The following is a 26,577-nucleotide window of genomic DNA, read 5'->3' on the forward strand; positions in this document are numbered from 1 at the left end:
TCAGAGGCTTGCGTCGACCATACCGTGGCGTACGGCCAGTAACGTCAATTCGACATCGCTGGTGACCGAAAGTTTTTCGAAGATTCGATAGCGGTAAGTATTGACGGTCTTGGGGGACAGACACAACTTATCGGAGATGATCTGCACTTTCTGGCAGCCGACGATCATCAAAGCGATCTGGATTTCTCGCTCGGACAGCGAGTCGAACGGCGAGCCCTGCGGCTGGAATGACTTCAGCGCCAGCTGCTGGGCGATCTGCGGGCTGATATAGCGCTGGCCGGCAAATGCCAGGCGAATGGCCTGGACCATTTCATCCAGCGCCGCACCCTTGGTCAAATAGCCAGCGGCGCCGGCCTGCAGCAGACGCGTCGGGAACGGGTCTTCCTCACAGACGGTGACCGCCACCACTTTGGTGTCCGGATGGCTACGCAGCAGCTTGCGGGTCGCCTCGAGGCCGCCGATGCCAGGCATCTTGACGTCCATGAGGACAACATCGGGTTTCAGCTCACGGGCCAGCTTGAGGGCTGTCTCACCGGAATCCGCCTCACCCACCACCTGCAAGCCGTCGATATCGGCAAGCATGCGGGTGATGCCGGTACGCACCAGATCGTGATCATCGACCACTAGGACCCTAATCAAGCAGACACCTCGTCAGTGGGGCGATTGGATCCCGCCACCATAACAAAAAATTACAGGGTCGACCTAGCCCTTCGCATCACGATTCCAGGCCTTTTGCTCGATCTGAACTGACTATCTGGTCAGGCTTTAGTTGGCGTCACCCAGCAAGCGCTCGGCGAGATACCACAGCGCAGCCTGATCGCTGGCGGACAGGCTGCGAAACGTGCCCAGCAAGCGGGTCTCGTCTTCACTGAGATTGGTTATGGGAGGTGGCGTGCGGACACCACTGAGCACGTATCTGGCGTCAACGCCGCAAGCGACCACCGCGGCGAGGTAGTCAACCCGCGGAGTGCGCTCGCCGCTCTCGTATTTGCCCTGAGCATTGGGCTCGACGCCCCCGATCTCACCAAATCTGCGCTGGGTAAGTGCCAGACGTTCACGCTCTTCGCGCAGCCTAGGTCCGATTCCTTTCATGAGGATGCTTCCTGTGCAGTAAAGGGCGATCGGGCACTTCCAGCACCCGAGGTGTAACCAGGTGCAACTATGCCTAGCACAGCCGCTCGACGCAAGGCGGCACCAGGCGCAGTCAGCAAGATGAAAAATAATACATCGACGACAGTTTACCGACGCCATTTTGTTGCCAATCAAGCGTGATCGGATTTTTGACGCCGAACTTACATCAAACTTTAACTCGTTGTTTTTAAACGGTTTTTAAACTTTAACAGGCGACGATTAAAGTATTTTCACAAAGCCGCAGATCAACGCTTGCGGTTCTAACAGCAACCCCTTTAGGATGAAAAAAGACCAAAAAAAACAGCCTGTATTGCCACTTCCTCGCGGCTTGTTTCTGCGCGTCTGCCTAATTGAAAACTTCTTGAACTGAGCATCTCGGCCGGCCTTGCCGTGTCCTGGGAGAGGGATCTATGAACATCAGCATCTTTGGCCTTGGCTATGTGGGCGCAGTCTGCGCGGGCTGCTTGTCGGCGCGCGGTCATCATGTGTTGGGAGTGGACGTCTCCCAGGCGAAAATCGATCTGATCAACCAGGGCAAGTCGCCAATCGTTGAGCCAGGCCTCGAGCAACTGCTGCAAGACGGCGTCAATCAGGGCCGCCTGCGCGGTACTACCGACGTTCAGGCCGCGGTACTCGCCACCGACCTGTCGCTTCTGTGCGTCGGTACGCCGAGCAAGAAGAACGGCGACCTCGATCTGGTCTATATGGAAGCCGTGTGCCGTGAAATCGGCACGGTCCTGCGCGACAAGCAAAGCCGCCACACGGTCGTGGTGCGCAGCACCGTGCTGCCGGGCACCGTCAAGAATGTGGTCATTCCGATCCTTGAGCAGTACTCGGGCAAGAAGGCCGGCACCGATTTCGGCGTTGCCGTCAACCCTGAGTTCCTGCGTGAAAGCACCGCGATCAAGGACTACGACTTCCCGGCCATGACCGTGATCGGCGAGCTCGACACCCAGTCGGGCGATTTGCTGGCTTCGTTATACCAGGGCCTGGATGCGCCGGTGATCCGCAAGTCGGTGGAAGTCGCCGAGCTGATCAAGTACACCTGCAACGTCTGGCACGCGACCAAGGTCAGCTTCGCCAACGAAATTGGCAACATCGCCAAAGCCTCCGGCGTCGATGGCCGCGAAGTGATGGACGTGGTCTGCCAGGACTACAAGCTCAACCTGTCGCGCTATTACCTGCGCCCAGGCTTTGCGTTCGGCGGCTCGTGCCTGCCCAAGGACGTGCGCGCCCTCACCTACCGCGCCGGCCAGCTGGATGTCGACCACCCCCTGCTCGCCTCGCTGATGGCCAGCAACCGCAATCAGGTCGATATCGCCTTTGACCTGGTCGAGCGCACCGGCAAACGCAAAGTCGCCCTGCTCGGCCTGGCGTTCAAGGCCGGCAGCGATGACCTGCGCGAAAGCCCGCTGGTAACCCTGGCCGAGAAATTGATCGGCAAGGGCTACGACCTGCGCATCTTCGACGCCAACGTCGAGTACGCACGGGTGTTCGGTGCCAACCGCGACTACATCGAGTCGGTTATTCCGCATGTGTCTTCGTTGCTGCAGAACGACCTTGAGCAAGTGATCGCCGAAGCCGATGTGATCGTCCTGGGCAACAACGATGAGCGCTTTGCCAGTGCCCTGCAGAACAACGACGACAAACAAGTCATCGACCTGGTCGGGTTCATGGACGGCGTCAGCGACGAGCAATGCCAAGGCATCTGCTGGTAATCGATGCAGGTCGCACCCCGGCAGTTCGCCGTGGGTGCGGCCGCAGATAGGAGCACACGCTACATGGAACGAACGCAACAGCGACCTTTCGAGGCCCCAGGTTACCTGCGCGCGGCCGCCAGCTTCTGCGCCTGGGCGTGCCTGGCCGGGCTGATCGCGCTGGCGTCGGAGATGATCGCCCCGGCTTATCTGGACCCGAGCCATCATCTGTTCATCTTTGTTATCGGCACGCTTGGGATGTGGCGCTATGGCAATGCCATCGTGCACTACCTGCGCGGCATGTATTTTCTGCATTGGCGGTTCCCACGCATGCGCCGCGAAGTCGAGCGCCTGGGTGATGCGGCACTGCCTTCGCACATGTTCATGGTGGTGACCAGCTTCCGTATCCCGACCTCGACCACCTTCAAGGTCTACCAGTCGGTGTTTCAGGAAGTACAGCGGCTGAATGTGCCGTGCACGGTGATTGCTTCGATCGTGGAAAAGGGCGACGAGAATTTCATCAAGGACATCATGCGCAATGAAGTGCGCGACCGCGACGACATCAAGCTGGTGATCGTCCGCGCCCGCGGCACCGGTAAACGTGATGGCCTGGCCCACGCCTTTCGCGCACTGTCGCGGCAGATGCCGATGGAAGATGCCGTGGTCGGCGTGGTCGATGGCGACACCATGATGCTGCCTGGCTGTGTCGAGCGCGCGGTGAAGATGTTTGCCGTGCTGCCCGACGTCGGCGGCCTGACTACCAACGAGTTCTGCGAAGTCGAGGGTAGCCGCCTGATGCGCCAGTGGCACTCGATGCGCTTTGTCCAGCGGCACATCAACATGTGCTCGATGGCCCTGTCGCACCGGGTACTGACCCTGACCGGGCGGCTGTCTTTCTTCCGCGCCAGCGTGATGATCGACCCGGAGTTCATTCGCGATGTTGAAGCGGACTTTCTTCAGCATTGGCGCCTGGGCCGTTTCCAGTTCCTCACCGGAGACGACAAGTCCAGCTGGCTGAGCCTGATGCGCGCTGGCTGGGACACCTTCTATGTACCCGACAGCCACACCCTGACCGTCGAGCACCCGCCCAGCGACAGCTTCTGGATCGCCACCCGGCAATTGATGTTCCGCTGGTACGGCAACTCGCTGCGGCAGAACTTCCGCGCCACCGCCCTGCTCGGCCGCGCGCGTCTGGGGTTGTTCACCCTGTACGTGCTTTGGGACCAACGGGTGTCGATGTGGACCTGCCTGATGGGCCTGACCGCCTCGGTGGTGGCTGGCCTGGTGTTCGGCATCCAGTACCTGCTGGTGTACCTGTTCTGGGTATTGATCTCGCGCACTCTGGTGACCGTGCTGTTCGTGTTCGCCAAGCACCCGGTCAGCCCGATGTATCCGTTTGTCCTTTATTACAACCAGATCGTTGGCTCGGTAATGAAGGTCTACGCGATGTTCCATATGGACCAGCAAAGCTGGACCCGGCAGAAAACCACCCTGGCTACCGGCAGTGTCGATTTCGACACCTCGCTAAACCGCTGGTCCTCGAAGGCGATGTTGTTCTCCTCCATCGCCATTTTCTTCGGGGTCATCACCGTACTTCTTGAACTCACGCAACGTTAAAGGAAAGGCGCCTGCACATGAGCATGACCAACAGTCCCGCGGCCCCGGGCAAGACATCGGCCAACATCGTTCATGAAGCGGTTGACGAGCGCCAGTACGTACGCACCCGCATCAACGCCCGCGTGCGCCTTGCCAGCGGTGGTCAGACCGTCATCGAAACCACCCTGCAAGACATCTCGCTGGGCGGTATCGGCCTGCTGCATGAAGGCCCGCTGACCATCGGCGCGCTGTATGACGCATCGATCCAGCTGCGCCTGAACCAGGTCGACCTGTCGATCGATGGCAAGGTCAAGATCGTCTCCCAGCGTGGCAACGAAGTCGGCGCGCAGTTCGTCGACCTCGACGCGCAGAAGCGCGACATCCTGCGCTACATCATCACCGCCTACATGTCCGGCGAGATCGCCGACATCAATGGTCTGTTCAACGTGATGCAGCGGGAAAACTACATCAAGGAACGCAAACACAAGTACGCTTCGCCGCGTTCTGCCAGTGCTCGCCTCAAGGCCATGACCGGCACCTTGCTGTACAGCGCTGCTGGCCTGGCTGCCCTGGCATTCGTTGGCTACAAGGGCTACATGCTGTTCTTCCGCATCCCGGCCCTGCAGGCCCAGGTTGCCACCAACGCGCAGATCATCAGCATGCCCGACAACGGCTATGTGAAGTTCCTGCTGCCGGCCGGCACCACCGAAGTCAAAGCGGGTCAGCCACTGGCCAGCATCTCGACTCAGTTGGCCACCAGCTTCACCAGTCCGGCTGACATGAAGGCGGTTGCCGACCTCTCGCCAGGCGACCTGCAAACCCTGCTCGGCCGCGCCACCATCGAGACCGTGATCAACAGCCCATGCGACTGCCAGGTGTACTTCCCAAGCCAGCCACTGGATGGCTATGGCTATAAAGAAGCACCGCTGATGCACCTGCTGCCGAAAGACCAAGGCCTGTTCGTACGCGCCAACGTGCCGTTCGACAAGCTGACCGACGTCAGCCGCATTCGCTCGGTGGACATGCAGGTGTTTGGCCTGGATGAACACTTCAGCGGCAAGGTGGTCGATGCACGGGTTGACGAGGTTAACCGCAACCTGTCCCTGACCATTGCCCCAGACAGCCCATTGCCGGCCACGGCCTACCAGAAAGCAGTGTCGGTAGACCTGTTCCTGGGCCTGCCGTTTACCGGCCAGAACTGAGTTCATCGAGAGAGCTGACGTCATGACCCTGAAGACGCCTTCGCGCCTGCTGCTGGCCAGCATCGCCCTCGCCTGTGCCAGCGCCGCCAGCGCTGGACAGAGCCTGGAGCAGATCCGCTACGCCTTGTACAAGGACCCGAGCGCCGACGTCACTGCCGACCTGCGCGAGCTGGCCGGCCGCGGTGACCTGGCCAGCGCCCTGCTGCTGGGCGACGTACTGGCCGGGCGGCCGGATGGCAAACCGCAAGAATCGGTGGCGCTGTATCACCAGGCCTTTGCCGATGGCCGCGGGTTGATCCCGGCGCTGGCTTCGCTGGCACGCTTGATCGAGCGCCAGCCAAGCCTGCGCCAGCCCCAACAGCCGTGGATGAAACAGGCACTGGAGCGCTACCCGAGCCGGCTCGACCCGCGCAACGCCAGCACTACGCTTGAGGTGTTTCTGGTCTACCCGGAGCTGGTCGACGTGCCGCAGGCCACCGAGCTGCTCGGCCTGTACGAGCAGTCGTGCCTGCTCAACTGCCGGCCGCAGCTGTACAAAGCGGTGCTGGCTGAACGCAAGGGCGATCGCGCCGGCGCCGAGCGCTGGTACCGCGAGGCTGCGCGTTTCGACGTGCGTGCGGTCAACCGGTACTACGCGTTTCTCGGTGAGCAGCAAGACCCCGCCTTCCGCGCCTTCGCCAAAGAGCTCGAGCCGCAGCGCAGCCAGCTGCCGGTAGAAGTCGTGCACGCGATCGCCTCGTTGCTGGACAACATCACCAGCGTGCAACGTGCCGAGCAGGACGCCGACCGCTACGAGCGCGAAGAGGCCAACCCTGCCGCTGCCAAGCTACCGCCAACGCCTGAGCAACTGGCCCGCGACAAGGCTCAGGCCGAGGCGCTGGCAGCGTCGATTGCGCAGGTTCAGCGCTGGCGCGATGACGCCGTCGAGCGCGGGTTTGTGCCGGCGATGGTGTCCAAGGCCAACTACATGATCTCCAACCCGACCGAGCACAACGCCGATGAAACCCAGGCGATGATCGATCTGGTGCAAAAGCGCGACCCGACCCGCGGCAAAGCCCTGCAGGCGTCGTTCTACATGGTCAACAACTGGCTGACGCTGGACCCGGACAAGGCCCTGGCCCTGATCGAAGAGCTGCGCGCCAGCGGTTACCCAAGCGCCGGCCTGTTGCTGGCCGAGTACTACAGCAAGGGCGTGGCTGATCAGCCCGATCAGGAAAAGGCCATGGCGTTGTTCCAGGCCGAGGCCAACAAGGGTTCATCGGCTGCCTGGTACCGCATGGCCAGCCTGCACACCTTTGGCCGTGCCCTGTGCCATGACCGGGTCAAGGCCTACACCTACGCGCGGATTGCTCTGGACATGGGTGAGCGCAGCGCGCGCAGCCTGGTCCGACGTCTGGAAAGAACCTTGCCCAAGGATGATATCGAGCGTGCCCTGGCCGCACGCAACGACCTGTTGAAGGAGGCCACCCTGTGAAAGCGCATTCCCCCCTGTTCGGCGCCCTGCTTGCCCTGGCCCCAATGTCGGCAGCGTTCGCTGCTGAAGAAGTCACCGGACCCGAGTCTGACAGCAACGAACCCGTGCGGGTTGCCGCTGCTGATGGCAGCGAGCCGGTGATCACCTCCGAGTTCTTCAACAAGCTCACCGTGCAAACCGGCTACGGCCCGGAAGACTCCCAGGTCGGCAGCGACCGCGAGATGTTCTACAGCCTGCGCTATGAGCCGTCGTTCGCCTGGTACTCGCCGGAAAAGCGCTGGGCCAAATGGATGGTCTATGGCCGCCTATGGTTGAACTATGACTCCAGCCAGTCGAGCAACCTGACCAACGAAGGCACTACCACCAACGCCCGCGAACAGCCTGAAGGCTGGTACGCCGAGATGCGCGAGTTGTACGTCAAACGTAACTTGATCGGTGATGATCCACGTTTTTCGGCATCGTTCGGTCGCCAGCGGTTCTTTGACACCTACGGCATCTGGTGGGACGACAGCCTCGAGTCGCTGCGCTTCAACTACAAAGACACCTTCTCCGACGCCTTCGTCGCGGTCGGGCAGAAGTTCCACAACTACAACACCGACGTCAACTCGCTGCCGGACAGCGAATCGCGCACCACCTATGTGATGAGCGAGTACGCCTACCGCTGGACTCAGAACAACCGCGCCGGCGTGCGCCTGATGTACGAAAACGACCACAGCGGACATGACGCAGACGATCGCTACGACTTCACTGGCGTGCGCTACGGCCTGTTCTTCAATGGCGACAACCTGCCCTCGCCGCTGGTTAGCGACTACCATCTGGAACTCGCCGCGCTCAACGGCAAGATGGACAACACCGACGGCAACGGCGTCACCAGCACCGGCAACACCAGCAAAGGCTGGGCCGCGCTGGGTGAAGTGGGCAAGCGCTTCGACGACTTGCCGTGGACGCCACGGGTGGCACTGCGCGGCGGCCTGACCGACAAGCCGAGCGATGAAAACGACGGCTTCCGCTTGAACTCGATTCAGTCGGACCGGATCACCCGCACAGGATCCTACAGCACGCGCCTGACCAGCTCGTTCGTCGCCCTCGACCTGCGCAACCTGAGCTACTACGGCATCGCCCTGGAAACCCGGCCGACGCCGCGCACCGCGCTCGATATGCGGGTCACTCAGCTGAACCTGCGTGATGCCGATGCTACCTTGCCGATCCGCATGAACGGTGACCAGCGCTCCCAACGTAACCGCGAGATCACTCAGGGCACGCAGGGCAGTGGCCGTAACGTCGGCCAGATGCTTGACGTCAACTACTACTGGAAGATGTTCCCGGTCGCCCTCGATGGCAAGCACCTCGATATCAACGCCCTGGTCAGCGCCAGCTACCTCAATGCCGGTAGTGCGCTGGAAACCGGCGATGACTATCAGCTGAGCCTCGGCGTAGTTGTCAGCTACTAAGGACGGACCTTGCCATGATCTTCGCCTCCAATGTGTTCCTGTTCCTGTATCTGCCGCTGTTCCTGGCCGTGTACTTCCTGGCCAGGCCGCAGTGGCGCTCGACCGTGATCGTTGCCGCCAGCTACATCTTCTATGCCTGGTGGCGGCCGGACTTCCTGCTGCTGTTCGTCGCGATCACCTACTGGAACTACTGGTTCGGCCTGCGCATCAAGGATCGTCTGGATGCCGGCGACAAACGCTGGGCGCTGCGTCTGCTGTGGATCGGCGTGATCGGCAACCTGTCGACCCTGGGTTACTTCAAGTACGCCAACTTCGGCGCTGAAGTGCTCGCGGTGCTGCTGGCGCCACTGGGGATCAACACCTGGACGCTGGAGAACATTTTCCTGCCGCTGGGCATCTCGTTCTATGTGTTCCACGCACTGAGCTACATCGTCGACATCTACCGCAAGGACGCCACGCCAACCAACCGCTTCATCGACTTCGCCGCCTTTGTGGCGCTGTTCCCGCACCTGGTGGCCGGGCCGATCCTGCGTTACAGCCAACTGGCGCCGCAGTTGCGCGAGCGTACCCACTCTTGGGAACTGTTCTCGCTCGGTGTATGTCGGTTCATGCTCGGCTTCATCATGAAAGTGTTGATTGCCGACCGCCTTGCGCCGATCAACATGCTCTTCGTCGGTGAAGGCACGCTGCAGTTCAGCGATGCCTGGTTTGGCTTGGTGGTGTCGACCCTGCAGCTGTACTTCGACTTCGCCGGTTACAGCCACATGGCGCTGGGCCTGGCGTTGATGATGGGCTTCCGCTTCCCGGAGAACTTCAACCAGCCGTACGTAGCGCAGAGCGTGACCGAGTTCTGGGCGCGCTGGCACATGACCCTGGCGCATTTTTTGCGCGACTACGTGTACATGCCTTTGGTGCGCAAACGCGTCACCGGCGCCCTGCCCGCGCTGGTCTGGACCATGCTGCTGTCGGGCCTGTGGCACGGCGCGAGTTTCGCCTTCATCTTCTGGGGGCTGTTCTTCGGCTTCGCCATGGTCATCGAGCGCAAGTTCCACCTGGCGACCAAGATCAACACGCCGTACAAGCTCGGCCGCAACCTGCGCACCGCGCTGCTGATCGTGCTGAGCATGCCGCTGTTCTTCACCATGGACCTGCGCCACAGCCTGGACATCTACCAGGCGCTGTTTGGTTTCAACGGCTTCGGCTCGCTCGAGCTGTACGTGCTGGGTGCCTCGAAGATGGCCATGGCGTTTGTCTTGGTGGCGGTGGTGTGGCTGCTGCTGGCCGGGATCAACAACGTGCGTTTCTACGCCGGCAACAAGGACGGCTACTTCATGCGCCATGTAGGCGCGCTGCACAGCGTGCTGCTGTGGGGCGGCTTCGTGCTGGCACTGAGCAGCCTGGCGGCGAATTCGTTCTCGCCCTTCCTGTATTTCCAGTTCTAGGAGACTGCCATGTACCCCGTGATGAATTCGGCCAGCAAGGCCAATGGCATTCTCTTCGTGCTGGTGCTGGCGGCGATGTTCGTCTATTCGCTGCCGCCGGTGTTCAGCTTTGCCCGCACCCAGACCGACACCTGGAACCTGTTTGTCGATGGCAAGCTGCTGCGCAAGTTCGAGCAGGTCTACGACAAGCGCTTCTTCCTGCGTGAGCCTTCGGTGGAGCTGTGGGCCGATGCCCAGTTCAAGCTGTTTGGTGAAGGCACCAAAGGCGTGGTCCTGGGCAAGCAGGGCTGGCTCTACACCAACCAGGAATACCGCGTCCCGAACGACCTGCAGGCCAACCTCAACACCCAGCTGGAGCAGATCGCCAAGATCAAGACGCAGCTGGCCGAGCACGGCAAGCAGCTGGTGATTCTGCCGCTGCCGATGAAGCTGGATGTGTATGCCGAGCATGCACAGCACCGTTTCGATCCACGCGTAGTCAGCCTGTACGACGATTTTGTCGGCGAACTGCAAGCGCGTCAGCTCGACGTGGTGCCGCTGCGCGGGGCGTTCCTCAGCAAACTGAACGGCCCGGAGTTGTTCCTCAAATCCGATACCCACTGGAGCCCGGACGGTGCCCGCCTGGCCGCCTTCGAGCTGGCCCGGCAACGCCCGCAACTGGTCGGCGATCAGGCTTACGTGTCGCACAAGGCCGGCGAGAAAAGCGTCAAGGGCGACCTGATGAACTACATCCAGTTCGACCACAACCGCCTCGCGCCGCAGTTCGGCCCGAACCAGATCGACCTGTACGAGACGCTCAAGGCCGAGCAGAGCAGCGACGATTTGTTTGCCGAGCAGGAGCAGAGCCTGCTGCTGGTTGGCACCAGCTACAGCAAGATCGATGACTGGAACTTTGTCGGCTTCCTCAAGGAAGCACTCAACCGTGACCTGGTCTCGATTGCCGTCGAGGCCCGTGGTCCGTTCGAGTCGATGAGCCAGTTTCTCGCCAGCGATCAGTTGAGCAACCCACAGATCGACACCGTGGTCTGGGAATTCCCCCTGCGCACTTTGCTGGCCCATCGCCCGGGCTCGCTCAGCCGTAGCGCCCAGCCGCAGCATTTTTGAAGAATCAAAGGAGTAACTGATGAAACTCACCCACCTGTTTACCGCAATCGCCCTCGCCTTCGGCAGCCACCTGGCGGTCGCCGCCGAAGGCAACGCCGACCTGTACGATGCCGTCGCCCCGGCCGATTCGGCGTTTGTCCGCGTGCTCAACCTGTCGCAGAGCAACATCGACGTCAGCCTCAGCGGCAAGGTCAATCCGCAGAAAGTCGCCGCCGGCCAGCTCAGCGGGTACCGCTTCATCCCCGCCGGCACGCACAAGATCGCCGTCGGCGGCAAGGCCATCGAACCCCAGCTCAAGGCCAATGCCGCCAGCACCGTGGTCTACGACGGCACGCAGCTCAAGTTGATCGCTGACAAATACGTCAACGAGCCGAAAAAAGCCCAGATCGCCTTCTACAACCTCAGCGACAAGCAAGCTGCGCTGAAGACCGTCGACGGCAAGCACGTGATCGTCGATCCGCTGAGCAACGGCCAGACCGGCAGCCGCATGGTCAACGAAATCAAGATTGGTTTCGCCGCCTACGAGGCCGAGCAGAAGGTCGCCAGCTTCGATGAGCTGTTCCTGAAAAAGGGCCGCTCGTACAGCTACGTGCTGCTGCCCGACAATCGCAGCATGAGCATGGCCAACAGCATCGACCCGACCGAGTAATTTCGCTGCAAGGATGAAATGGCAATGAAGATCCTCAAACCCCTGGGCCTCGGCGCCGCCCTCGCCCTGCTCAGCCAGACCGGCCATGCCGCCACGCCTGCGCAAGGCGCCAAGCCCGGCTGCGAAAACCTGCAGTGCATGGTCTGCCCGGCCTTGAGCGATCCTCAGCAGTATGCCGAGGGGCGCATGAAGCTGATGCGCGAGATCGTCCCTGGTCAGGAGCGCTGGCTGTTCCGCTCGGCGGTCGATCTGACCAACGAGTTCGGCATCCCGGCGCCGATGCGCCCGGAGTTTGCCCGCCTGATGAAAACCTTCAATCAGCAGGGCATTCAGGTCGCCATGGCGATCCAGCCGACCCGTGGCCTGATGCACCGCGACCGGTTGATTGGCGAGCATCCTTACGGCTTTGACTACGCCCGCGCCAGCGCCAACCTGGCGGCTTACCTTGGCCAGCTCAAGCAAGGTGGCGCGGTGGTCGCGCCGATGATGCAACTGGTCCAGCAGCCGCCCAAGAGCGAGTACTTCTTCCGCCGCGACCACCACTGGACACCGGTCGGCGCCGAGGCGACCGCGCGCTTGATGGCAGACGAGATCCGCCGTCAGCCGTTCTACGCCGGCCTGACCAAGAAGCAGTACCGCACCGAGCCTGGCGTGATGGTGCCCAAAGACGGCACCCTCAACCTGGCCATGAGTGCGATCTGCGGCAACAACTACGGTTTCCAGTATGTACGCGGCTACCAGACCATCCCGGTCGAGGCCAGCGCCGAAGCCCTGTTCGACGAGGCGCCGGACCCGGAAGTGATTCTGGTCGGTGACAGTAACGCGGCAGCGCGGGAAGACGAGAGCAAGCAGTTCAACTTCGACGGCTACCTCAAGCAGTACCTCAGCGTCGACGTGCTCAACTACGCCCTGCCCGGCGTTGGCGAGGACGGCTCGCTGCTGGAATACCTGCTCTCCGATGACTACAAGGCCGACGCGCCGCCGAAGCTGATCGTCTGGGAACTGCCGGCCAACTACCGGCTTGACTCGCCGTTGATGTATCGCCAGCTGATCCCGGCGGTCAAAGGCGGCTGCGAAGCGTCCCGCGAAGTGCTTGGCAACAAGCTGCAGCGCTCGCCGCTGAAGGTCGGCGAACGAATCGAGCTGTTGTCCAACGCTGGCAGTGACCGCCAGGCGCTGAGCGGGTCGAACGGCTTTCTGGATATCCGCCTGAGCGACAAGAACATCAAGGACTTCTACGTCATCGTCTATTACGACAACGGTGCTCGCGACAAGGTCTGGTTCCGCCGTGAAGCTGCAGTCACCGGCGGCCAGTACTACCTTGAGCTGAGCAAAGATCCGGCCTACGCCGGCGCCAACCTGCTGTCGGTGTTCCTTGAGCCGACCAAGGCCAGCGCTGCGCCTACCGATGTGGAAACCCGTCTATGCCTGTAAACCTGCAACGCGCGACGGCCAGCACTGGCCGCGCGCACGCGCGTCAACTGAGCCTGCTGGCTCTGGCCCTGGCCCTGCTCGCGCCTCAGGTGCAGGCGGCCCAGTCGATCTGGGCTGCGCGCAATACTCCGCAGGCAGCGATGATCGCCGACTATCGTACCCTTGAGTGCAGCAAGGCGCCGCCGCCGCCCTACACCGGCAGCCTGCGCCTGCAAAGCAAATACGACCAGAGCGACGCGAGCAAGTCGACCTTGCGCAGCAGCCCGGATGCCGACAGCGAACGGATCGGCAAGCAGGTCAAGGAGTTCATTGGCGGGCTGATCTATGCCAGCAAGCGCTTCCAGCGGGCGAAAAAACCGCAGGAGGCCAACATGGCCCTGGCCTGCCAGGACCAGTGGCTGGAACAGTGGGCCAGCGCCGGCGCGCTGCTCACCGAGGACGCCAGCAGCACCGGCATGGCGGCACGCAAATGGGCGCTGGCATCGATGGCCGGCGCGGTATTGCTGACCCAGTCGGCCAGCGATGGCAAGTTGCAGCTGACGCCGGTGCAGAAAGACTGGTTCACTCGCCTGGGCGAGCGCGTCATCGCTGAGTACGACCCACGCCGCAGCGCCCGCGGGGTGTACTTCAACAACCACGACTACTGGGCAGCCTGGGCAGTCGCGGCCACCGGCATGCTGGTCGGTCGTGACGATTTCATCCAGTGGGCCGACGGCAACCTGCGCCGCGGACTGGCCCAGGCGGTACGCAACAGCGACGGTAGCTACGCCTATCTGCCGCTGGAAGTCGCACGGGCCAAATTGGCGGCCAGCTACAGCCAGTACGCGCTGGTGCCGCTGGTGCTGCTGGCCGAATCGGCCCGCGCCAACGGCCTGCCGTGGACGGCCGAAGACCAGCATACGCTTGATCTGCTGGCCAACTTCGCTGCCCGCAGCGTGCTCGACCCGGACGACCTGCCAGAACTCAAGGGAAAGTCGCAGGCGGACGTAGCGCCGTACAAGCTGGCCTGGCTGATCCCGTACCTGCAACGCAACCCGGGCAATAGCCTGGCGCGCAAGCTGTATGACAGCGAAGACGGTGAGGTCGACAACTACAGTCAGCTCGGCGGCCCGATCCAGCCTGCTTATTCCCATTTGCGTTGAACAAGGACGTGCCCATGGCCCCCTTCGCCCGTTTTTCCCTGACCTGTCTCGCCGCCCTGCTGCTGGCCGGTACTGTCCAGGCTGGCACGCAGACCTTGCCCGTCAAGCAGACGGTCGACGTGCTGCCAGCCGAGCAATATCAGCAACACTTGCAGCAGCTGCGCCAGCAGGTCCGCCTGGCGGTAACCTTTGCCCAGGCCGAACGCGCACGCCCGGCGGGCCGCGCCAGTGTCAGCCTGCAACCGATGTTCTCGGCCCAGGCCGGCAGCTGGCCGTTCGAGCCGTTCGTCAATAATGGGCTGTTCCGTGCCATTGCTGGCTATCAGGCGCATCACCCGCAAGTGGTGACCCTGCGCGGTGGCAGCATCACCCTTGCTCAGTTGCACGATGCCTTGAACGACTCACGCATTCTCAAGCGCTACAAGGACGGTTATCTGCTCAGCTATCCGCTGATGATCGGTGCCGATGCCGGTCTGGTCCTAGAAGGCACCAGCCTGTATCTGTCGAGCTACTCCGGTACCGCGCTGATCAATCAGGGCTGGCTGGGGCTGAACAAGTCCAACCTGGAGAGCATGGCCGGTGACAAGGCGGGCAATACCGACCGCGCCTGGCGTCCGTTCGTGATCGCCTGGGCCGGCAGCCACACCCAGGTGGTTGGCTCGACCTTGAAGCGTCTGGGCTACAACGCCAACCTGTCGCGTGGCCTGACCACGGCGATCAGCACCCAGCAGCCGGCCAGCAGCCGCCCGGCCACGGTGGTGATCCGCGAAAGCCAGTTCAGTGAGATGTCCAGTGCGGTCGAGCTGCAGCGCAGCCAGGCAACCATCGAGGGCAGCCGCTTCGAGCAGTCCCAGCAATATGCAATCGATGTCCGTGACAGCCAGGTCAGCGTGCGTGACAACCAGCTGCGCGGCATCGACAACAACAGCGGCGTACGTCTGCGTGGGCAAACCCGGGCGCTGGTGGAAAACAACCTGATCCTCGGCGCGGGCAAGGCTGCCATCGAAGTCAGCGAGCAACAAGGCGCGGTGTTGCTGGCCGGCAACCGCATCGGCGACAGCCGTGGCAATGGCATCCAGCTGCGCAGCCTGGCGCCCACCCCGGCAGCGCCACTGGTGATCGACAACAACTTGCTCGGCAGCAGTGTCGGCAGCGCCATCGACGCCAGCGAAGTCGGCGCACTGGCGCTGCTTGGCAACCACATCACCAATACTCCCGAGTACGCGGTGAGCCTGCGCAACGCCACGCCCATGGCCGGCCCGCTGCTGCTCAGCGGCAACCGTCTGGGCCAGGTCGGCAAGGCCATCCTGCGGGTAGAAGGCATGCGCCAGGTTGAGTTGGGTGGTAACAGCTTCGACGGTAAGCCACTGCTGCAGAACCTGTTGATCGGCGACCTGTTGCCGCTGCAGGGCACCCTGCTCGAGTCGACCGTGCGCCAGGGCAATACCGTGCGCGTCAGCCAGCGTTGAGGATCAGGCGACTGCGCGCTGCATGCGCACGAAGCAGTCGTCTTCGCCCATCTCGAGGAAACCCTGGCGCAGGTACAACTGCCGCGCCGGGTTGATCTTGAACACCATCAGCCGCAGCAAGCCCAGCTTGCGCTGCGCGGCCATCGCAGCCAGCGCTTGCAAGGCCCAGGTGCCAACGCCGCGGTTGCGCTGCTCGGGCACCAGGTGCAGTTCGCGAATGAACAGCGCCTGGCGATCCTGACTCAAGCTGCAAAAGCCCAGCACAGTCTCGCCTTCCATGACAAGCCACTGTTCGCGCCAGCCCCAGGCCTGGTCGAAGGCTTCTTCGATCCAGCGCAGGCCGAATGCCTGATAGTACGGCAGCATGGCCTGGCGGGTGAGATCCCGCGCAAAGCTGCGGGAGCTGTCGCTGGCGCGGATCAATTCAAACGCCATTGAACACCGCCGCGGCACGGGCCTGTCCATCGCCTGCAAGCTGTTCAAGGATCCATTTGCCGGCCATCATCGCTCGCTCCTGTAGCACTCAGTGCCGCTCAGCTCGGAATCGTCAAACCGCGCTGTACCGCTGGCCGAGCGAGGAAGTTGTCCAGCACCCGCTGCACGTCCTTGAACTGCTCGAATTGCACCAGTTCGCGTGCGTTATAGCGGTCGACCAGGTTGCGCACCCAAGGAAAGATGGCAATGTCGGCGATACTGTAGTCGTCGACCATCCAGTCCCGGCCGTGCAGATGCCGATCAAGCACCCCGAGCAGCCGCCGCGATTCATTGACGTAGCGATCACGTGGGCGCTTGTCTTCGAAGTCCTTGCCGGCGAAAAAATGGAAAAAGCCTACCTGGCCGAACATCGGCCCGATGCCGCCCATCTGGAACATCAGCCACTGCAGGGTCTGGTAGCGCTGGGCTGGGTTGACACTGAGCAATTGCCCGCTTTTTTCGGCCAGGTACTGCAGAATCGCGCCTGACTCGAACAGTGCCAGCGGCTGGCCGTCCGGCCCGTTGGGGTCGAGGATAGCCGGGATCTTGTTGTTGGCACTGAGCGAGATGAATTCGGGGCTCAGTTGCTCTTCATGTTCGAAGCTGACCTTGTGCGCTTCATAGGCCAGGCCGATCTCTTCGAGCATGATCGACACCTTGACCCCATTGGGCGTTGGCAGCGAGTACAGCTGCAGGCGCTCGGGATGCGCGGCTGGCCATTTGCGGGTGATAGGGAATGCGCTCAGATCGGTCATGGTCGCTAGCCTTTGTGCGGAGGAATGACAATGTAGGGCACAAAGGCCAGCACTGACTATCTCCCGTTGCAGGAGATCGGCTGCATCAGGACGCGGCCGGCAACCGCGCCTGTTGCTGGCATCAGTAACGCGGTGCAACCGCCTGCGCATCGCGCGAGATGATCACTTCGACACGGCGATTGAGCTGACGCGACTGCGCATCGGCATTGGTAGCGACAGGATACTCCTTGCCATAACCGGCAGTGACGATCCGATCGGCGCTGACGCCCTGGCGACGCAAGGCATTGCCTACGGCTGCGGCACGTCGTTCGGACAATTGCTGGTTGAGCGCGTCGCTGCCGGTGGAGTCGGTAAAGCCTTCAACCAGCACCTTGCGCTGCGGGTTGTCTTGCAGGTACTGCGCCAATTGCCGGATATTGCGCTGGCTGGCACTGCGCAATTCAGCCCGACCGGTGTCGAACAACACGTCGCCAAAGGTTACTACAGTGCCTCGCTCGGTCTGCTTGGCTTTAAGGTTATGAAGTGCCTTGAGCTGGGCGGTACGAACATCCAGACGCGCCTGGGTGCGCTGCGCTTCGATGCCTTGCAGGCCGACCTGCGCCTGACGCAGCAGGATGGTCTGTTCGGCAGTCGCGATCTTGCGGTTGGCCAGGTAGGCCAGCTGCTCGACGTCGCTGCCCTTACGGTCCTTCAAAGAGGCCTGCTCGGCCTTGCCCAGAGCCAGATAGGCTTCCTGGGTTTCCAAGGCAGCAATCCGGCTCGATTCAGGCTTGCTTTGCAGCACCGAATAAGCGTCGCGGGCTTCCAGCAAGTGGCTGTTTTCAGGTGTGGTGCTGCAGCCAACCAGCAGCAGGCTCAGGATTGAGACGGTTGGCAGAATGTGCATTTTGGGCATGTTCGGCTCCTTAGCGGGTGGAGGTGGCAGAGGTTGTGTCCGGCGCTTCGAGCATTTCCTGCTTGAGCACTTCGATACCTTTACGGGCATCGAGCAACTGCTCGCTGGTTTTGCGCGCCTGGGCCGTGCGCTCGGCCAGGCGAGCATCGGCCTCGGCCTGCTCGGCCAGGCTGCGTACTGTTTTGAGGTCTTTCTCACCCAAGGCCCGGTCCATGGCACTGAGCTTGTCCTGGGCGGCGCGCATTTCGACCGGCGCGTATTGGGTGGCGTCGGCGGACACCGCACGATTGACGGCGCTGCGAGTCAGCTCGATCTGCTCATTGGGCGCTACCGCACTGGCGCAACCGCCGAGGGCCAGCAGCACTGCGGCGACAGACAGGGTTTTGGGGTTGAATCTGACACGCATGGAACATCTCCTTTAACGCGTTCACAAACAGCCAGAGTCGGTGGCGTATGCCACTGGCTGGGGTCGTTTGCATCAGGGATAACCAACCGGGATGTTCAGGCGACAGCCAACCAAACGGCGCTAGCGCCGCGGTGGTGCGCGTAGAGGGGGGTTAATATGAACATCGCGGAAAGCCTGTGGGGAAAACGCGGCCAGCCTATTCCGATAAGCACGTGCGCCCCATCAGACTAATCTGATTAAACTCGTAGGAAATTCATCGCCTTGCAGTCAGATCATGCTGCGGGCGCTTTGCCCCCTGCAGGAGCGGCCTTGTGTCGCGAAAGGCCAGCGCAGCTGGCCCGACATTCTCGCAGCGCTGCACGAATCGAGGGGCCGCTGCGCGACCCTTTCGCGACACAAGGCCACTCCTACAGGGGCCGCGTTGTGTCGGCGATCGAGGGGCTATTCCAAAACGCTCAATCACCCGAAACCAGAATCGAGGAACGCCCTTGCCCACCTCGACGCCGCGTAACCGCAACCAGCAAGATAAACGCCGTAACCCCAGCAGTCATCAACGTCTCATACCGATAAGCATCACTGAGCAGCATATACCCCAGCACCATCACAATCGTCCCGATCACCAACCAGGTCAGCCACGGGAACAGCCACATTTTCAGTTCCAGCACAGTTCCCAGCCGATCCGCCCGCCCACGCATGCGCAATTGTGAAATCGCAATCACCAGATACACGAGCAAAGCAATCGCCCCGGTAGTGGACAGCAGGAAGCCAAACACCTTCCCAGGGAACACGTAGTTGACCAGACACCCGACAAAGCCCGCCAAGGTCGACAACAGCACCGCTACCGTCGGCACGCCATTACCCGACACACGCCGCACCATAGCAGGCGCCTCCCCCCGCGAAGCCAGCGAGTAGAGCATCCGTGAAGCTGTATACAACCCGGAGTTCATGCAACTGGTAACTGCCACCAGCACCACCAGGTCGACCACCAGTTTCGCCCCCGGCACATTCAGCACCTCGAGCGCCCGCTGGAACGAGCCCACCGCCTTCAGCGCAGGATCGTTCCACGCCACCAGCGACACCACCAGGAAGATCGAAGCGAGATAGAAGATGCCGATGCGGTACACCACTAGGTTGGTCGCCCGGCGAATCTTGTCTTTCGGATTGGCCGTCTCATCCGCAGCAATGGTCACGATCTCGGCGCCAAAGAACGAGAAGATGGTGATCAGCACCCCACCCAGCACCGTGCCGAAGCCGTTCGGCATAAACCCGCCGTTCGCCCACAGCTGGCTCACACCGCGTGTCTCGGCCAATGGCCAGAAACCCAGCACCGCCATCGTGCAAACAACAATGAATGCCACAATGGCGATCACCTTGATCAAGGCGAACCAATACTCGAACTCACCAAAGTTCTTCACGCTGATCAGGTTGGTGCACGACAACACCAACATGATCAGAAATGCGAACAACCATGACGGCACGTCAGGGAAATACGCATGCAGGATGTCTGCCCCGGCAATTGCCTCGACCGGAATGATCAGCACCCAGAACCACCAGTACAGCCAGCCGATGGTAAAGCCAGCCCAAGGCCCGATCGCCTCACTGGCATAGGTCGAGAACGAGCCGCTGTTGGGGTTGGCGATGGCCATCTCACCGAGCATGCGCATCACCAGCAGCACCAGCAAGCCGGTCATGGCGTAGGAAATCAGAATCGCCGGCCCGGCCGTGGCGATTGCGTTGGATGAGCCGATGAACAACCCCGCGCCGATGATCCCGGCGATCGAAATCATCGACACCTGACGCGAGGTCAGACCATGTTGCAAGGACCGCTGTTTGTTGTTTTTTAGCGAAGCCATGGAAAACCCTCGAGTGGGTCGGCCGCCGCTCGGGCGGCTGAACTTGGAGCAGAATTCGTACAATGCAAACGTGCATCTAGTTGTTGTTCTGTACGTACCGGGGCAGGCCTTTTCGTTATCCAGGCCTACCCGGCCGCGATCATTGATCCACGTCAGTATTGATCTTTGGCGGAGCCCCAACAAACGACCTTTTTGCAGCACATGATTCCGCAAAGGAATGAACTCATGCCGAGATGACCTGACTGATCGGCCAAAAAATAAAAACCATCAACCACCTTGAGCCAGCGGTTTACGCCACGGTGCAAACCACCGCTGAAAATTCAGGAATCAGGGGAATGACCGCAATCGAATTATTCGTTTGTGCGTGGGCGATCAAAGCGCTTGGATAGTCAGCAAAATCGAACAAGGTACGCGTGCCCCCATGAATCAGGAAAGTATCAGCCAGTCCATTTCCATCGTTCACCCCATCACACTTTCCCATGGCCTCAATGCGCATGTCTGGGATACCGACGGTAACGGCTATATCGACTTCGTCGGCGGCATCGGCGTGCTCAACCTGGGCCACTGCAACCCGGCGGTAGTTGCAGCGATTCAACAGCAGGCCGGTCGCTTGACCCACTATGCGTTCAACGCTGCCGCCCACGGCCCGTACCTGCAACTGATGGAGCAACTGAGCAGCTTTGTGCCGCTCAGCTACCCCATGGCCGGAATGCTTACCAACAGCGGCGCGGAAGCTGCCGAGAACGCCCTGAAAGTCGCCCGCGGCGCCACCGGCAAGCGCGCGATCATTGCCTTCGACGGCGCCTTCCACGGCCGCACGCTGGCCACGCTTAACCTCAATGGCAAGGTCGCACCGTACAAGCAGCGGGTCGGCGATTTGCCTGGCCCGGTCTATCACCTGCCCTACCCCAGCAATGACACCGATGTCACTTGCGAACAGGCGCTCAAGGCTCTGGACCGGCTGTTCAGCGTCGAGCTGGCGGTGGAGGATGTGGCCGCGTTCATCCTCGAACCGGTACAGGGCGAAGGCGGCTTCCTCGCGCTCGATCCGACGTTCGCCCAAGCCCTACGGCGCTTCTGCGATGAGCACGGGATTGTGTTGATTATCGACGAGATTCAATCCGGCTTCGGCCGTACCGGGCAGCGTTTTGCCTTCCCGCGACTGGGGATCGAACCCGACCTGCTGCTGCTGGCAAAAAGTATGGCCGGCGGTATGCCGCTGGGCGCAGTAGTGGGCCGCCGGGAGTTGCTCGCAGCGTTGCCCAAGGGTGGCCTGGGTGGCACCTATTCAGGCAACCCGATTGCCTGCGCAGCGGCCTTGGCCAGCTTGGCACAGATGACCGATGCCAATCTGGCGACCTGGGGCGAACGCCATGAGCAAGCTATCGTCGGCCGCTATCAACGCTGGAAGGCATCAGGGCTGTACCCGTCACTGGGTCGTTTGACCGGGGTCGGCGCCATGCGTGGCATAGAACTGGTCAATGCCGACGGCACGCCAGCCCCGGCGCAGCTGGCCAAACTGCTGCAAGCGGCGCGCAGCAAGGGTTTGCTGCTGATGCCCAGCGGCAAGGCGCGCCATATCATTCGCCTGCTGGCACCACTGACCATCGAGGCAGAGGTGCTCGAAGCAGGCCTGGATATCTTCGAGCAGTGCCTGGCCGAGCTGGGCTGAGGCTTACAGGCCGAGCTCTTGCGGAGTGAGCATGTCGGACTCGAAGGCGATCCAGCCGCCTTCGAGTTCGGCGTGACCATTGACGATCGGGCCGTAATAAACCAGGCCGTTCTCCAGCGTCACGCAAATGTGCGTGGCAGGTTTTTCCGGGGCCGCCAGTGCAGCGACGAAATGCACCTTCTTCAAGGTCTCGGTCACAGCCTCGATGCCAACCCGCATGTTGACGTTCTCCGATGCTTCAGTGTCGCCCCCGCGGTCTTCGCTGCTGACGGTGATGGTGGCGATGTACGGGAACTTGTTCAAGCGACTTGCCTCATGGGTTGGGATCGGCGCGCGGGCACCGGGGGCGCATAGGTTACGGCAGCACGCGGCGCCGCGCGAGTGGCAGAAGACCGGATGCGCGCTGGCGCCGTGCAACACCGGCGCGGCGCCAGCGCGCATGGCCGAAAAAGCGCCGATCTGTTAGGGTGCCCGCCGATGCACGCCACACCACACGAGGACACCGCGTGAGCGCTGAACAACCGATGACCGCCGACCTGTTCGAGGTCGACAAACGCCTTTCCCTTAAGCCCGTCGTGGACTTCAACAGCTACCTGCGCAACGCCTTCGGCGACGGCGCCTGCAGCTGCTACCGCTGCGTCGAAGGCGCAGGCGACGAGAGCAACTACAGCCACCGCCACACCTTCGAGCTGGAAGGCCGCACGCTCAACCGGCGCTTCGCCAATACGGCGGGCAGTGATGTGCTGCAGTACCTGAAGAAGGCCTGGCTGTCGTACACCAAGACCGACATGCAATTGCTCGGCGAGCTCGACCTGGACACCGTCAAAGGTTTCACCGACCCGGCCTTGCATCTACGCCTGCTGGCCCTGCTGCCGGCCAGCGGCCTGGCGCGTGAAGTCGACGGCAAGTGGCAGTTGCAGGCTCAGGCCGACTGACACCGTTCCTCGCATAGCCGGCCATTGGGCTAGCAGGCGGCGTGCCGTCTGCTACCGTGGGAATACCCCTCCCGCGCATTCACCTCAGGTGACTGACCATGGCCCGCACGACCCCCATCGAGCTGTACCGCAACATCGGCATTGTCGCCCATGTCGACGCCGGCAAGACCACCACTACCGAACGCATCCTGTTCTACACCGGCGTCAACCACAAGATGGGCGAAGTGCATGACGGCGCAGCGACCATGGACTGGATGGCGCAGGAACAAGAGCGTGGCATCACCATCACTTCAGCGGCGACGACGGCCTTCTGGCAGGGCTCGACCAAGCAGTTCGCCGACAAGTTTCGTTTCAACATCATCGACACCCCCGGCCACGTTGACTTCACCATCGAAGTCGAGCGCTCGTTGCGTGTGCTCGATGGTGCGGTCGTGGTGTTCAGTGCGGCCGACGGGGTCGAGCCACAGTCCGAGACGGTCTGGCGCCAGGCCAACAAGTACCATGTGCCGCGCCTGGCCTACATCAACAAGATGGACCGCCAGGGTGCGGACTTCTTGCGCGTGGTCAAGCAGATCGACAAACGCCTGGGCCACCACCCCGTGCCGATTCAGCTGGCGATCGGCAGCGAAGAAAACTTCATCGGCCAGATCGATCTGCTGAAGATGAAAGCCATCTACTGGAATGACGCCGACAATGGCGCCAGCTACCGCGAAGAGGACATCCCCGCCGAGTTGCAGGCACTGGCCGACGAGTGGCGTGCGCACTTGGTCGAAGCGGCCGCCGAGGCCAACGACCAGTTCATGGAGCTGTATCTGGACGGCCAGGAGCTGAGCAACGAGCAGATCAAGGCCGGCCTGCGTCAGCGCACCATCGCCAATGAAATCGTGCCGACCGTACTCGGCTCGTCATTCAAGAACAAGGGCGTGCCGTTGATGCTCGACGCGGTCATCGACTACCTGCCCGCCCCCAGCGAAATACCGGCCATCAAAGGCACCGACCCGGACCACGACGACCGGCCGCTGGAGCGCCACGCCGATGATAATGAGCCGTTTTCGGCGCTGGCGTTCAAGATCGCCACAGATCCGTTCGTCGGCACGCTGACCTTCGCGCGGGTCTACTCCGGCATCCTCAGCTCGGGCGATGCCGTGCTCAACTCGGTCAAAGGCAAAAAGGAACGGGTCGGCCGTATGGTGCAGATGCACGCCAACCAGCGGGCCGAGATCAAGAACGTCTGCGCCGGCGACATCGCCGCGCTGATCGGCATGAAGGACGTCACCACCGGCGATACCTTGTGCGACCTGACCAAGCCGATCATCCTTGAGCGCATGGACTTCCCCGACCCAGTGATTTCGGTGGCGGTCGAGCCGAAAACCAAGGCCGATCAGGAGAAAATGGGCATTGCCTTGAGCAAGCTGGCCCAGGAAGATCCGTCGTTTCGGGTCAAGACCGACGAAGAAACCGCACAGACGATCATTTCCGGCATGGGCGAGCTGCATCTGGACATCATTGTCGACCGCATGCGTCGCGAGTTCGGCGTCGAGGCCAACATCGGCAAACCGCAGGTCGCCTACCGCGAGAAGATCCGCAACACCTGCGAAATCGAAGGCAAGTTCGTCCGTCAATCCGGTGGCCGCGGCCAATACGGCCACTGCTGGATCCGCTTTGCGCCAGGCGAGGAAGGTAAAGAGGGCCTGGAGTTCATCAACGAGGTGGTCGGCGGGGTCATACCGCGCGAGTACATCCCGGCCATCCAGAAAGGCATCGAAGAGCAGATGCACAATGGTGTGTTGGCCGGCTATCCGCTGATCGGCCTCAAGGCAGCAGTATTCGACGGCTCCTACCATGATGTCGACTCCAACGAGATGGCCTTCAAGATCGCGGCGTCGATGGCCACCAAGCAACTATCGCAGAAAGGCGGCGCGGTATTGCTGGAGCCGGTGATGAAGGTTGAAGTGGTCACCCCCGATGAATATCAGGGCGACATCATCGGCGACCTGAGCAGGCGCCGCGGCATGATCCAGGAAGGGGAAGAGACGCCGGCCGGCAAGGTGATCCGCGCCGAGGTGCCATTGGGTGAGATGTTTGGCTACTCGACGCAGATGCGCTCGATGACTCAGGGCCGGGCCAGCTACACCATGGAGTTCACCAAGTACGGTGAGGCGCCGGCCAATATCGCCGAGGCGATCATCAAGAAGAACACCGGCAACTAGGCCAGCGGGTTGTTATGCCTGCGCCGCGCATCCACGCCGGCCCAGGCATGATCGATCAGTGCTGGGCCCCTGCCCGCTTGAGCAGCTTCTTGCAGCGCTCGGACAGGTGCACAACACGCAGATGCTTGCCGGCCTTGCTGTAACGCTCGCGCAAGGTTTGCAACGCCGCCACCGCCGAGTAGTCGACAAAGCTCAGGTGCTTGCAATCCAGCGTCACCCCATCAGGGTCCTGCGCGGGCTCGAACTGGTTGAGGAACGCCGCCGTGGAAGCAAAAAACAGCGTGCCGTGTACCTGATAGTGCTTGTTGCCATCGCTATCGACATGGCTGTCGGCGTACAGCTCGCGGGCATGCTGCCAGGCGAAGTTGATCGCTGCGAGGATGATCCCGAACAGCACAGCCATGGCCAGGTCGGTGAATACCGTGACCACGGTCACGGCAATGATCGCCAGCACATCACTGACGGGTACCTTGTGCAACACCCGCAGTGACGCCCAGGCGAAGGTCTGCTGGGCCACCACGAACATCACCCCGACCAGTGCCGCCAGCGGTATCCGCTCGATCAGTGGTGACAGGAACAACACGAACAGCAGGATCATGCCGCCAGCCACTACCCCCGACAGCCGCCCACGGCCATTGGAGCTGAGGTTGATCATGGTCTGCCCGATCATTGCGCAGCCACCCATGCCACCGCACATGCCCGAGACCATGTTGGCCGCGCCCAGGGCCACACATTCACGATCTGGAAAGCCACGGCTCTCGGTTATTTCGTCGGTGAGGTTAAGGGTCAGCAGGGTTTCCAGCAGGCCGACCATGGCCATCAGCAGCGCATAGGGGGCAATGATTTTCAGCGTATCCAGAGTCCATGGCACCTGCGGCCAAGCCAACTGCGGCAGACCGCCGGCGATATGCGCCATATCACCCAAGGTCCTTGTCGGCAGATCAAGCAGGTACACCAGCAGGCCGACGCCAACAATGGCCACCAGCGCCGGCGGCACGCTGCGGGTCAGGCGCGGCAACACATAGACCACCAGCATGGTCAACGCTACCAGGCCAATCATCAGGTACAGCGGGGTGCCACTGAGCCACTGCTCGCCACTTTTGAAATGCTCGAGCTGGGCCATGGCGATGACGATGGCCAGGCCATTGACGAAGCCAAGCATTACCGGGTACGGCACCAGCCTTACGAGCTTGCCCAAGCGCAGCACGCCAAACAGGATCATCAGTAACCCGCCCAGCAGCACCGTTGCCAGCAGGTACTGCGCGCCGTGCTGTACCACCAGCGCGACGATCACCACCGCCATTGAGCCGGCCGCGCCGGAGATCATCCCCGGTCGGCCGCCGAACAAGGCTGTCAGCGTGCAGATGATGAATGCACCGTACAACCCCATCAGCGGGTTGAGATGGGCGACCAGAGCAAAGGCGATGCACTCGGGTACCAGGGCGAAGGAAGTAGTAAGGCCGGCGAGGACATCGGCGCGTAGTCGGGCGGGTTTCATGGGCTTCCTGAGATCAGTCAATCTGTGCAAGCGCTGGCATCTGAACGTGCAGCGAGCGGGGGCGCGATGTTACGGAATTTGTCCGGGG

At 61.8% G+C, this 26,577-nt stretch carries 23 protein-coding genes; 14 read left to right on the top strand and 9 right to left on the bottom strand.

Annotated elements, in window-relative coordinates; translation table 11 throughout:
- Positions 1 to 639 (bottom strand): response regulator transcription factor GacA, encoded by a 639-nt coding sequence (gene gacA / locus FW789_RS13970; RefSeq protein ID WP_101318436.1) that lies wholly within the window; start codon positions 637 to 639, stop codon positions 1 to 3.
- A gap of 126 nt (positions 640 to 765) precedes the next feature.
- A complete protein-coding gene (locus FW789_RS13975) occupies positions 766 to 1,092 on the bottom strand; it encodes a helix-turn-helix domain-containing protein (protein ID WP_207073387.1) in 327 nt (108 codons plus the stop codon).
- 449 nt (positions 1,093 to 1,541) lie between these two features.
- Here FW789_RS13975 and FW789_RS13980 point away from each other — a divergent pair, with 449 nt between their 5' ends.
- The 11 genes from FW789_RS13980 to FW789_RS14030 all read left to right on the top strand — a co-directional run bounded on the left by FW789_RS13980 (position 1,542) and on the right by FW789_RS14030 (position 15,791).
- Complete coding sequence (locus tag FW789_RS13980; RefSeq protein ID WP_446431619.1) at positions 1,542 to 2,849, top strand: nucleotide sugar dehydrogenase; 1,308 nt, start codon at positions 1,542 to 1,544, stop codon at positions 2,847 to 2,849.
- 63 nt (positions 2,850 to 2,912) lie between these two features.
- Positions 2,913 to 4,445: a glycosyltransferase gene (locus tag FW789_RS13985; RefSeq protein WP_178080758.1), complete on the top strand. Its 1,533-nt coding sequence runs from the start codon at positions 2,913 to 2,915 to the stop codon at positions 4,443 to 4,445.
- Positions 4,446 to 4,462: 17 nt separating this feature from the next.
- Complete coding sequence (locus FW789_RS13990; protein ID WP_446431620.1) at positions 4,463 to 5,626, top strand: PilZ domain-containing protein; 1,164 nt, start codon at positions 4,463 to 4,465, stop codon at positions 5,624 to 5,626.
- Between the two features lie 22 nt (positions 5,627 to 5,648).
- Positions 5,649 to 7,100 (top strand): sel1 repeat family protein, encoded by a 1,452-nt coding sequence (locus tag FW789_RS13995; protein ID WP_446431621.1) that lies wholly within the window; start codon positions 5,649 to 5,651, stop codon positions 7,098 to 7,100.
- Positions 7,097 to 8,551, top strand: a complete 1,455-nt coding sequence (locus FW789_RS14000; RefSeq protein ID WP_446431622.1) for an alginate export family protein — start codon at positions 7,097 to 7,099, stop codon at positions 8,549 to 8,551. The genes FW789_RS13995 and FW789_RS14000 overlap by 4 nt, the downstream gene beginning before the upstream one ends.
- A gap of 14 nt (positions 8,552 to 8,565) precedes the next feature.
- Positions 8,566 to 9,993, top strand: coding sequence for an MBOAT family O-acyltransferase (locus tag FW789_RS14005; RefSeq protein WP_101318422.1), 1,428 nt, complete (start codon positions 8,566 to 8,568; stop codon positions 9,991 to 9,993).
- Between the two features lie 9 nt (positions 9,994 to 10,002).
- Positions 10,003 to 11,097, top strand: coding sequence for an alginate O-acetyltransferase (locus tag FW789_RS14010; protein WP_411563473.1), 1,095 nt, complete (start codon positions 10,003 to 10,005; stop codon positions 11,095 to 11,097).
- 19 nt (positions 11,098 to 11,116) lie between these two features.
- Entirely contained in the window at positions 11,117 to 11,746 is a 630-nt protein-coding gene (locus FW789_RS14015; RefSeq protein WP_340612463.1) for an alginate O-acetyltransferase AlgF, read from the top strand.
- Between the two features lie 24 nt (positions 11,747 to 11,770).
- On the top strand, positions 11,771 to 13,180 hold the full coding sequence (locus FW789_RS14020; RefSeq protein WP_446431623.1) for an alginate O-acetyltransferase AlgX-related protein: 1,410 nt from the start codon (positions 11,771 to 11,773) through the stop codon (positions 13,178 to 13,180).
- A complete protein-coding gene (locus FW789_RS14025; protein ID WP_446431624.1) occupies positions 13,171 to 14,322 on the top strand; it encodes a polysaccharide lyase in 1,152 nt (383 codons plus the stop codon). The genes FW789_RS14020 and FW789_RS14025 overlap by 10 nt, the downstream gene beginning before the upstream one ends.
- 14 nt (positions 14,323 to 14,336) lie before the next feature.
- Entirely contained in the window at positions 14,337 to 15,791 is a 1,455-nt protein-coding gene (locus tag FW789_RS14030; protein WP_446431625.1) for a right-handed parallel beta-helix repeat-containing protein, read from the top strand.
- Positions 15,792 to 15,794: 3 nt separating this feature from the next.
- On the opposite strand, the gene FW789_RS14035 is transcribed toward FW789_RS14030, so the two are convergent.
- From FW789_RS14035 to FW789_RS14055, 5 genes are all read right to left on the bottom strand, one after another.
- Entirely contained in the window at positions 15,795 to 16,226 is a 432-nt protein-coding gene (locus tag FW789_RS14035; protein WP_446431626.1) for a GNAT family N-acetyltransferase, read from the bottom strand.
- 98 nt (positions 16,227 to 16,324) lie between these two features.
- Positions 16,325 to 17,020: a glutathione S-transferase N-terminal domain-containing protein gene (locus FW789_RS14040; RefSeq protein WP_207073394.1), complete on the bottom strand. Its 696-nt coding sequence runs from the start codon at positions 17,018 to 17,020 to the stop codon at positions 16,325 to 16,327.
- 121 nt (positions 17,021 to 17,141) lie between these two features.
- Complete coding sequence (locus FW789_RS14045) at positions 17,142 to 17,915, bottom strand: OmpA family protein (protein WP_446431627.1); 774 nt, start codon at positions 17,913 to 17,915, stop codon at positions 17,142 to 17,144.
- Between the two features lie 10 nt (positions 17,916 to 17,925).
- Complete coding sequence (locus FW789_RS14050) at positions 17,926 to 18,321, bottom strand: DUF4398 domain-containing protein (RefSeq protein ID WP_446431628.1); 396 nt, start codon at positions 18,319 to 18,321, stop codon at positions 17,926 to 17,928.
- Between the two features lie 455 nt (positions 18,322 to 18,776).
- Positions 18,777 to 20,174, bottom strand: coding sequence for an amino acid permease (locus tag FW789_RS14055; protein WP_103436834.1), 1,398 nt, complete (start codon positions 20,172 to 20,174; stop codon positions 18,777 to 18,779).
- Positions 20,175 to 20,595: 421 nt separating this feature from the next.
- Here FW789_RS14055 and FW789_RS14060 point away from each other — a divergent pair, with 421 nt between their 5' ends.
- Positions 20,596 to 21,846 (top strand): 2-aminoadipate transaminase, encoded by a 1,251-nt coding sequence (locus FW789_RS14060; protein WP_186701579.1) that lies wholly within the window; start codon positions 20,596 to 20,598, stop codon positions 21,844 to 21,846.
- 3 nt (positions 21,847 to 21,849) lie between these two features.
- Here the strand turns inward: FW789_RS14060 and FW789_RS14065 are convergent, their stop codons facing one another.
- Entirely contained in the window at positions 21,850 to 22,149 is a 300-nt protein-coding gene (locus FW789_RS14065) for a hypothetical protein (protein ID WP_101318402.1), read from the bottom strand.
- 203 nt (positions 22,150 to 22,352) lie between these two features.
- Here FW789_RS14065 and FW789_RS14070 point away from each other — a divergent pair, with 203 nt between their 5' ends.
- Together FW789_RS14070 and fusA are read left to right on the top strand one after the other, a co-directional pair.
- Entirely contained in the window at positions 22,353 to 22,781 is a 429-nt protein-coding gene (locus FW789_RS14070; RefSeq protein WP_103436832.1) for a hypothetical protein, read from the top strand.
- Between the two features lie 98 nt (positions 22,782 to 22,879).
- A complete protein-coding gene (gene fusA / locus FW789_RS14075; RefSeq protein WP_103436831.1) occupies positions 22,880 to 24,991 on the top strand; it encodes an elongation factor G in 2,112 nt (703 codons plus the stop codon).
- Positions 24,992 to 25,046: 55 nt separating this feature from the next.
- On the opposite strand, the gene FW789_RS14080 is transcribed toward fusA, so the two are convergent.
- Positions 25,047 to 26,489 (bottom strand): SulP family inorganic anion transporter, encoded by a 1,443-nt coding sequence (locus FW789_RS14080; RefSeq protein WP_103436830.1) that lies wholly within the window; start codon positions 26,487 to 26,489, stop codon positions 25,047 to 25,049.
- Between the last annotated feature and the right edge of the window lie 88 nt (positions 26,490 to 26,577).

This window comes from Pseudomonas sp. 1121_17, from assembly GCF_052850745.1.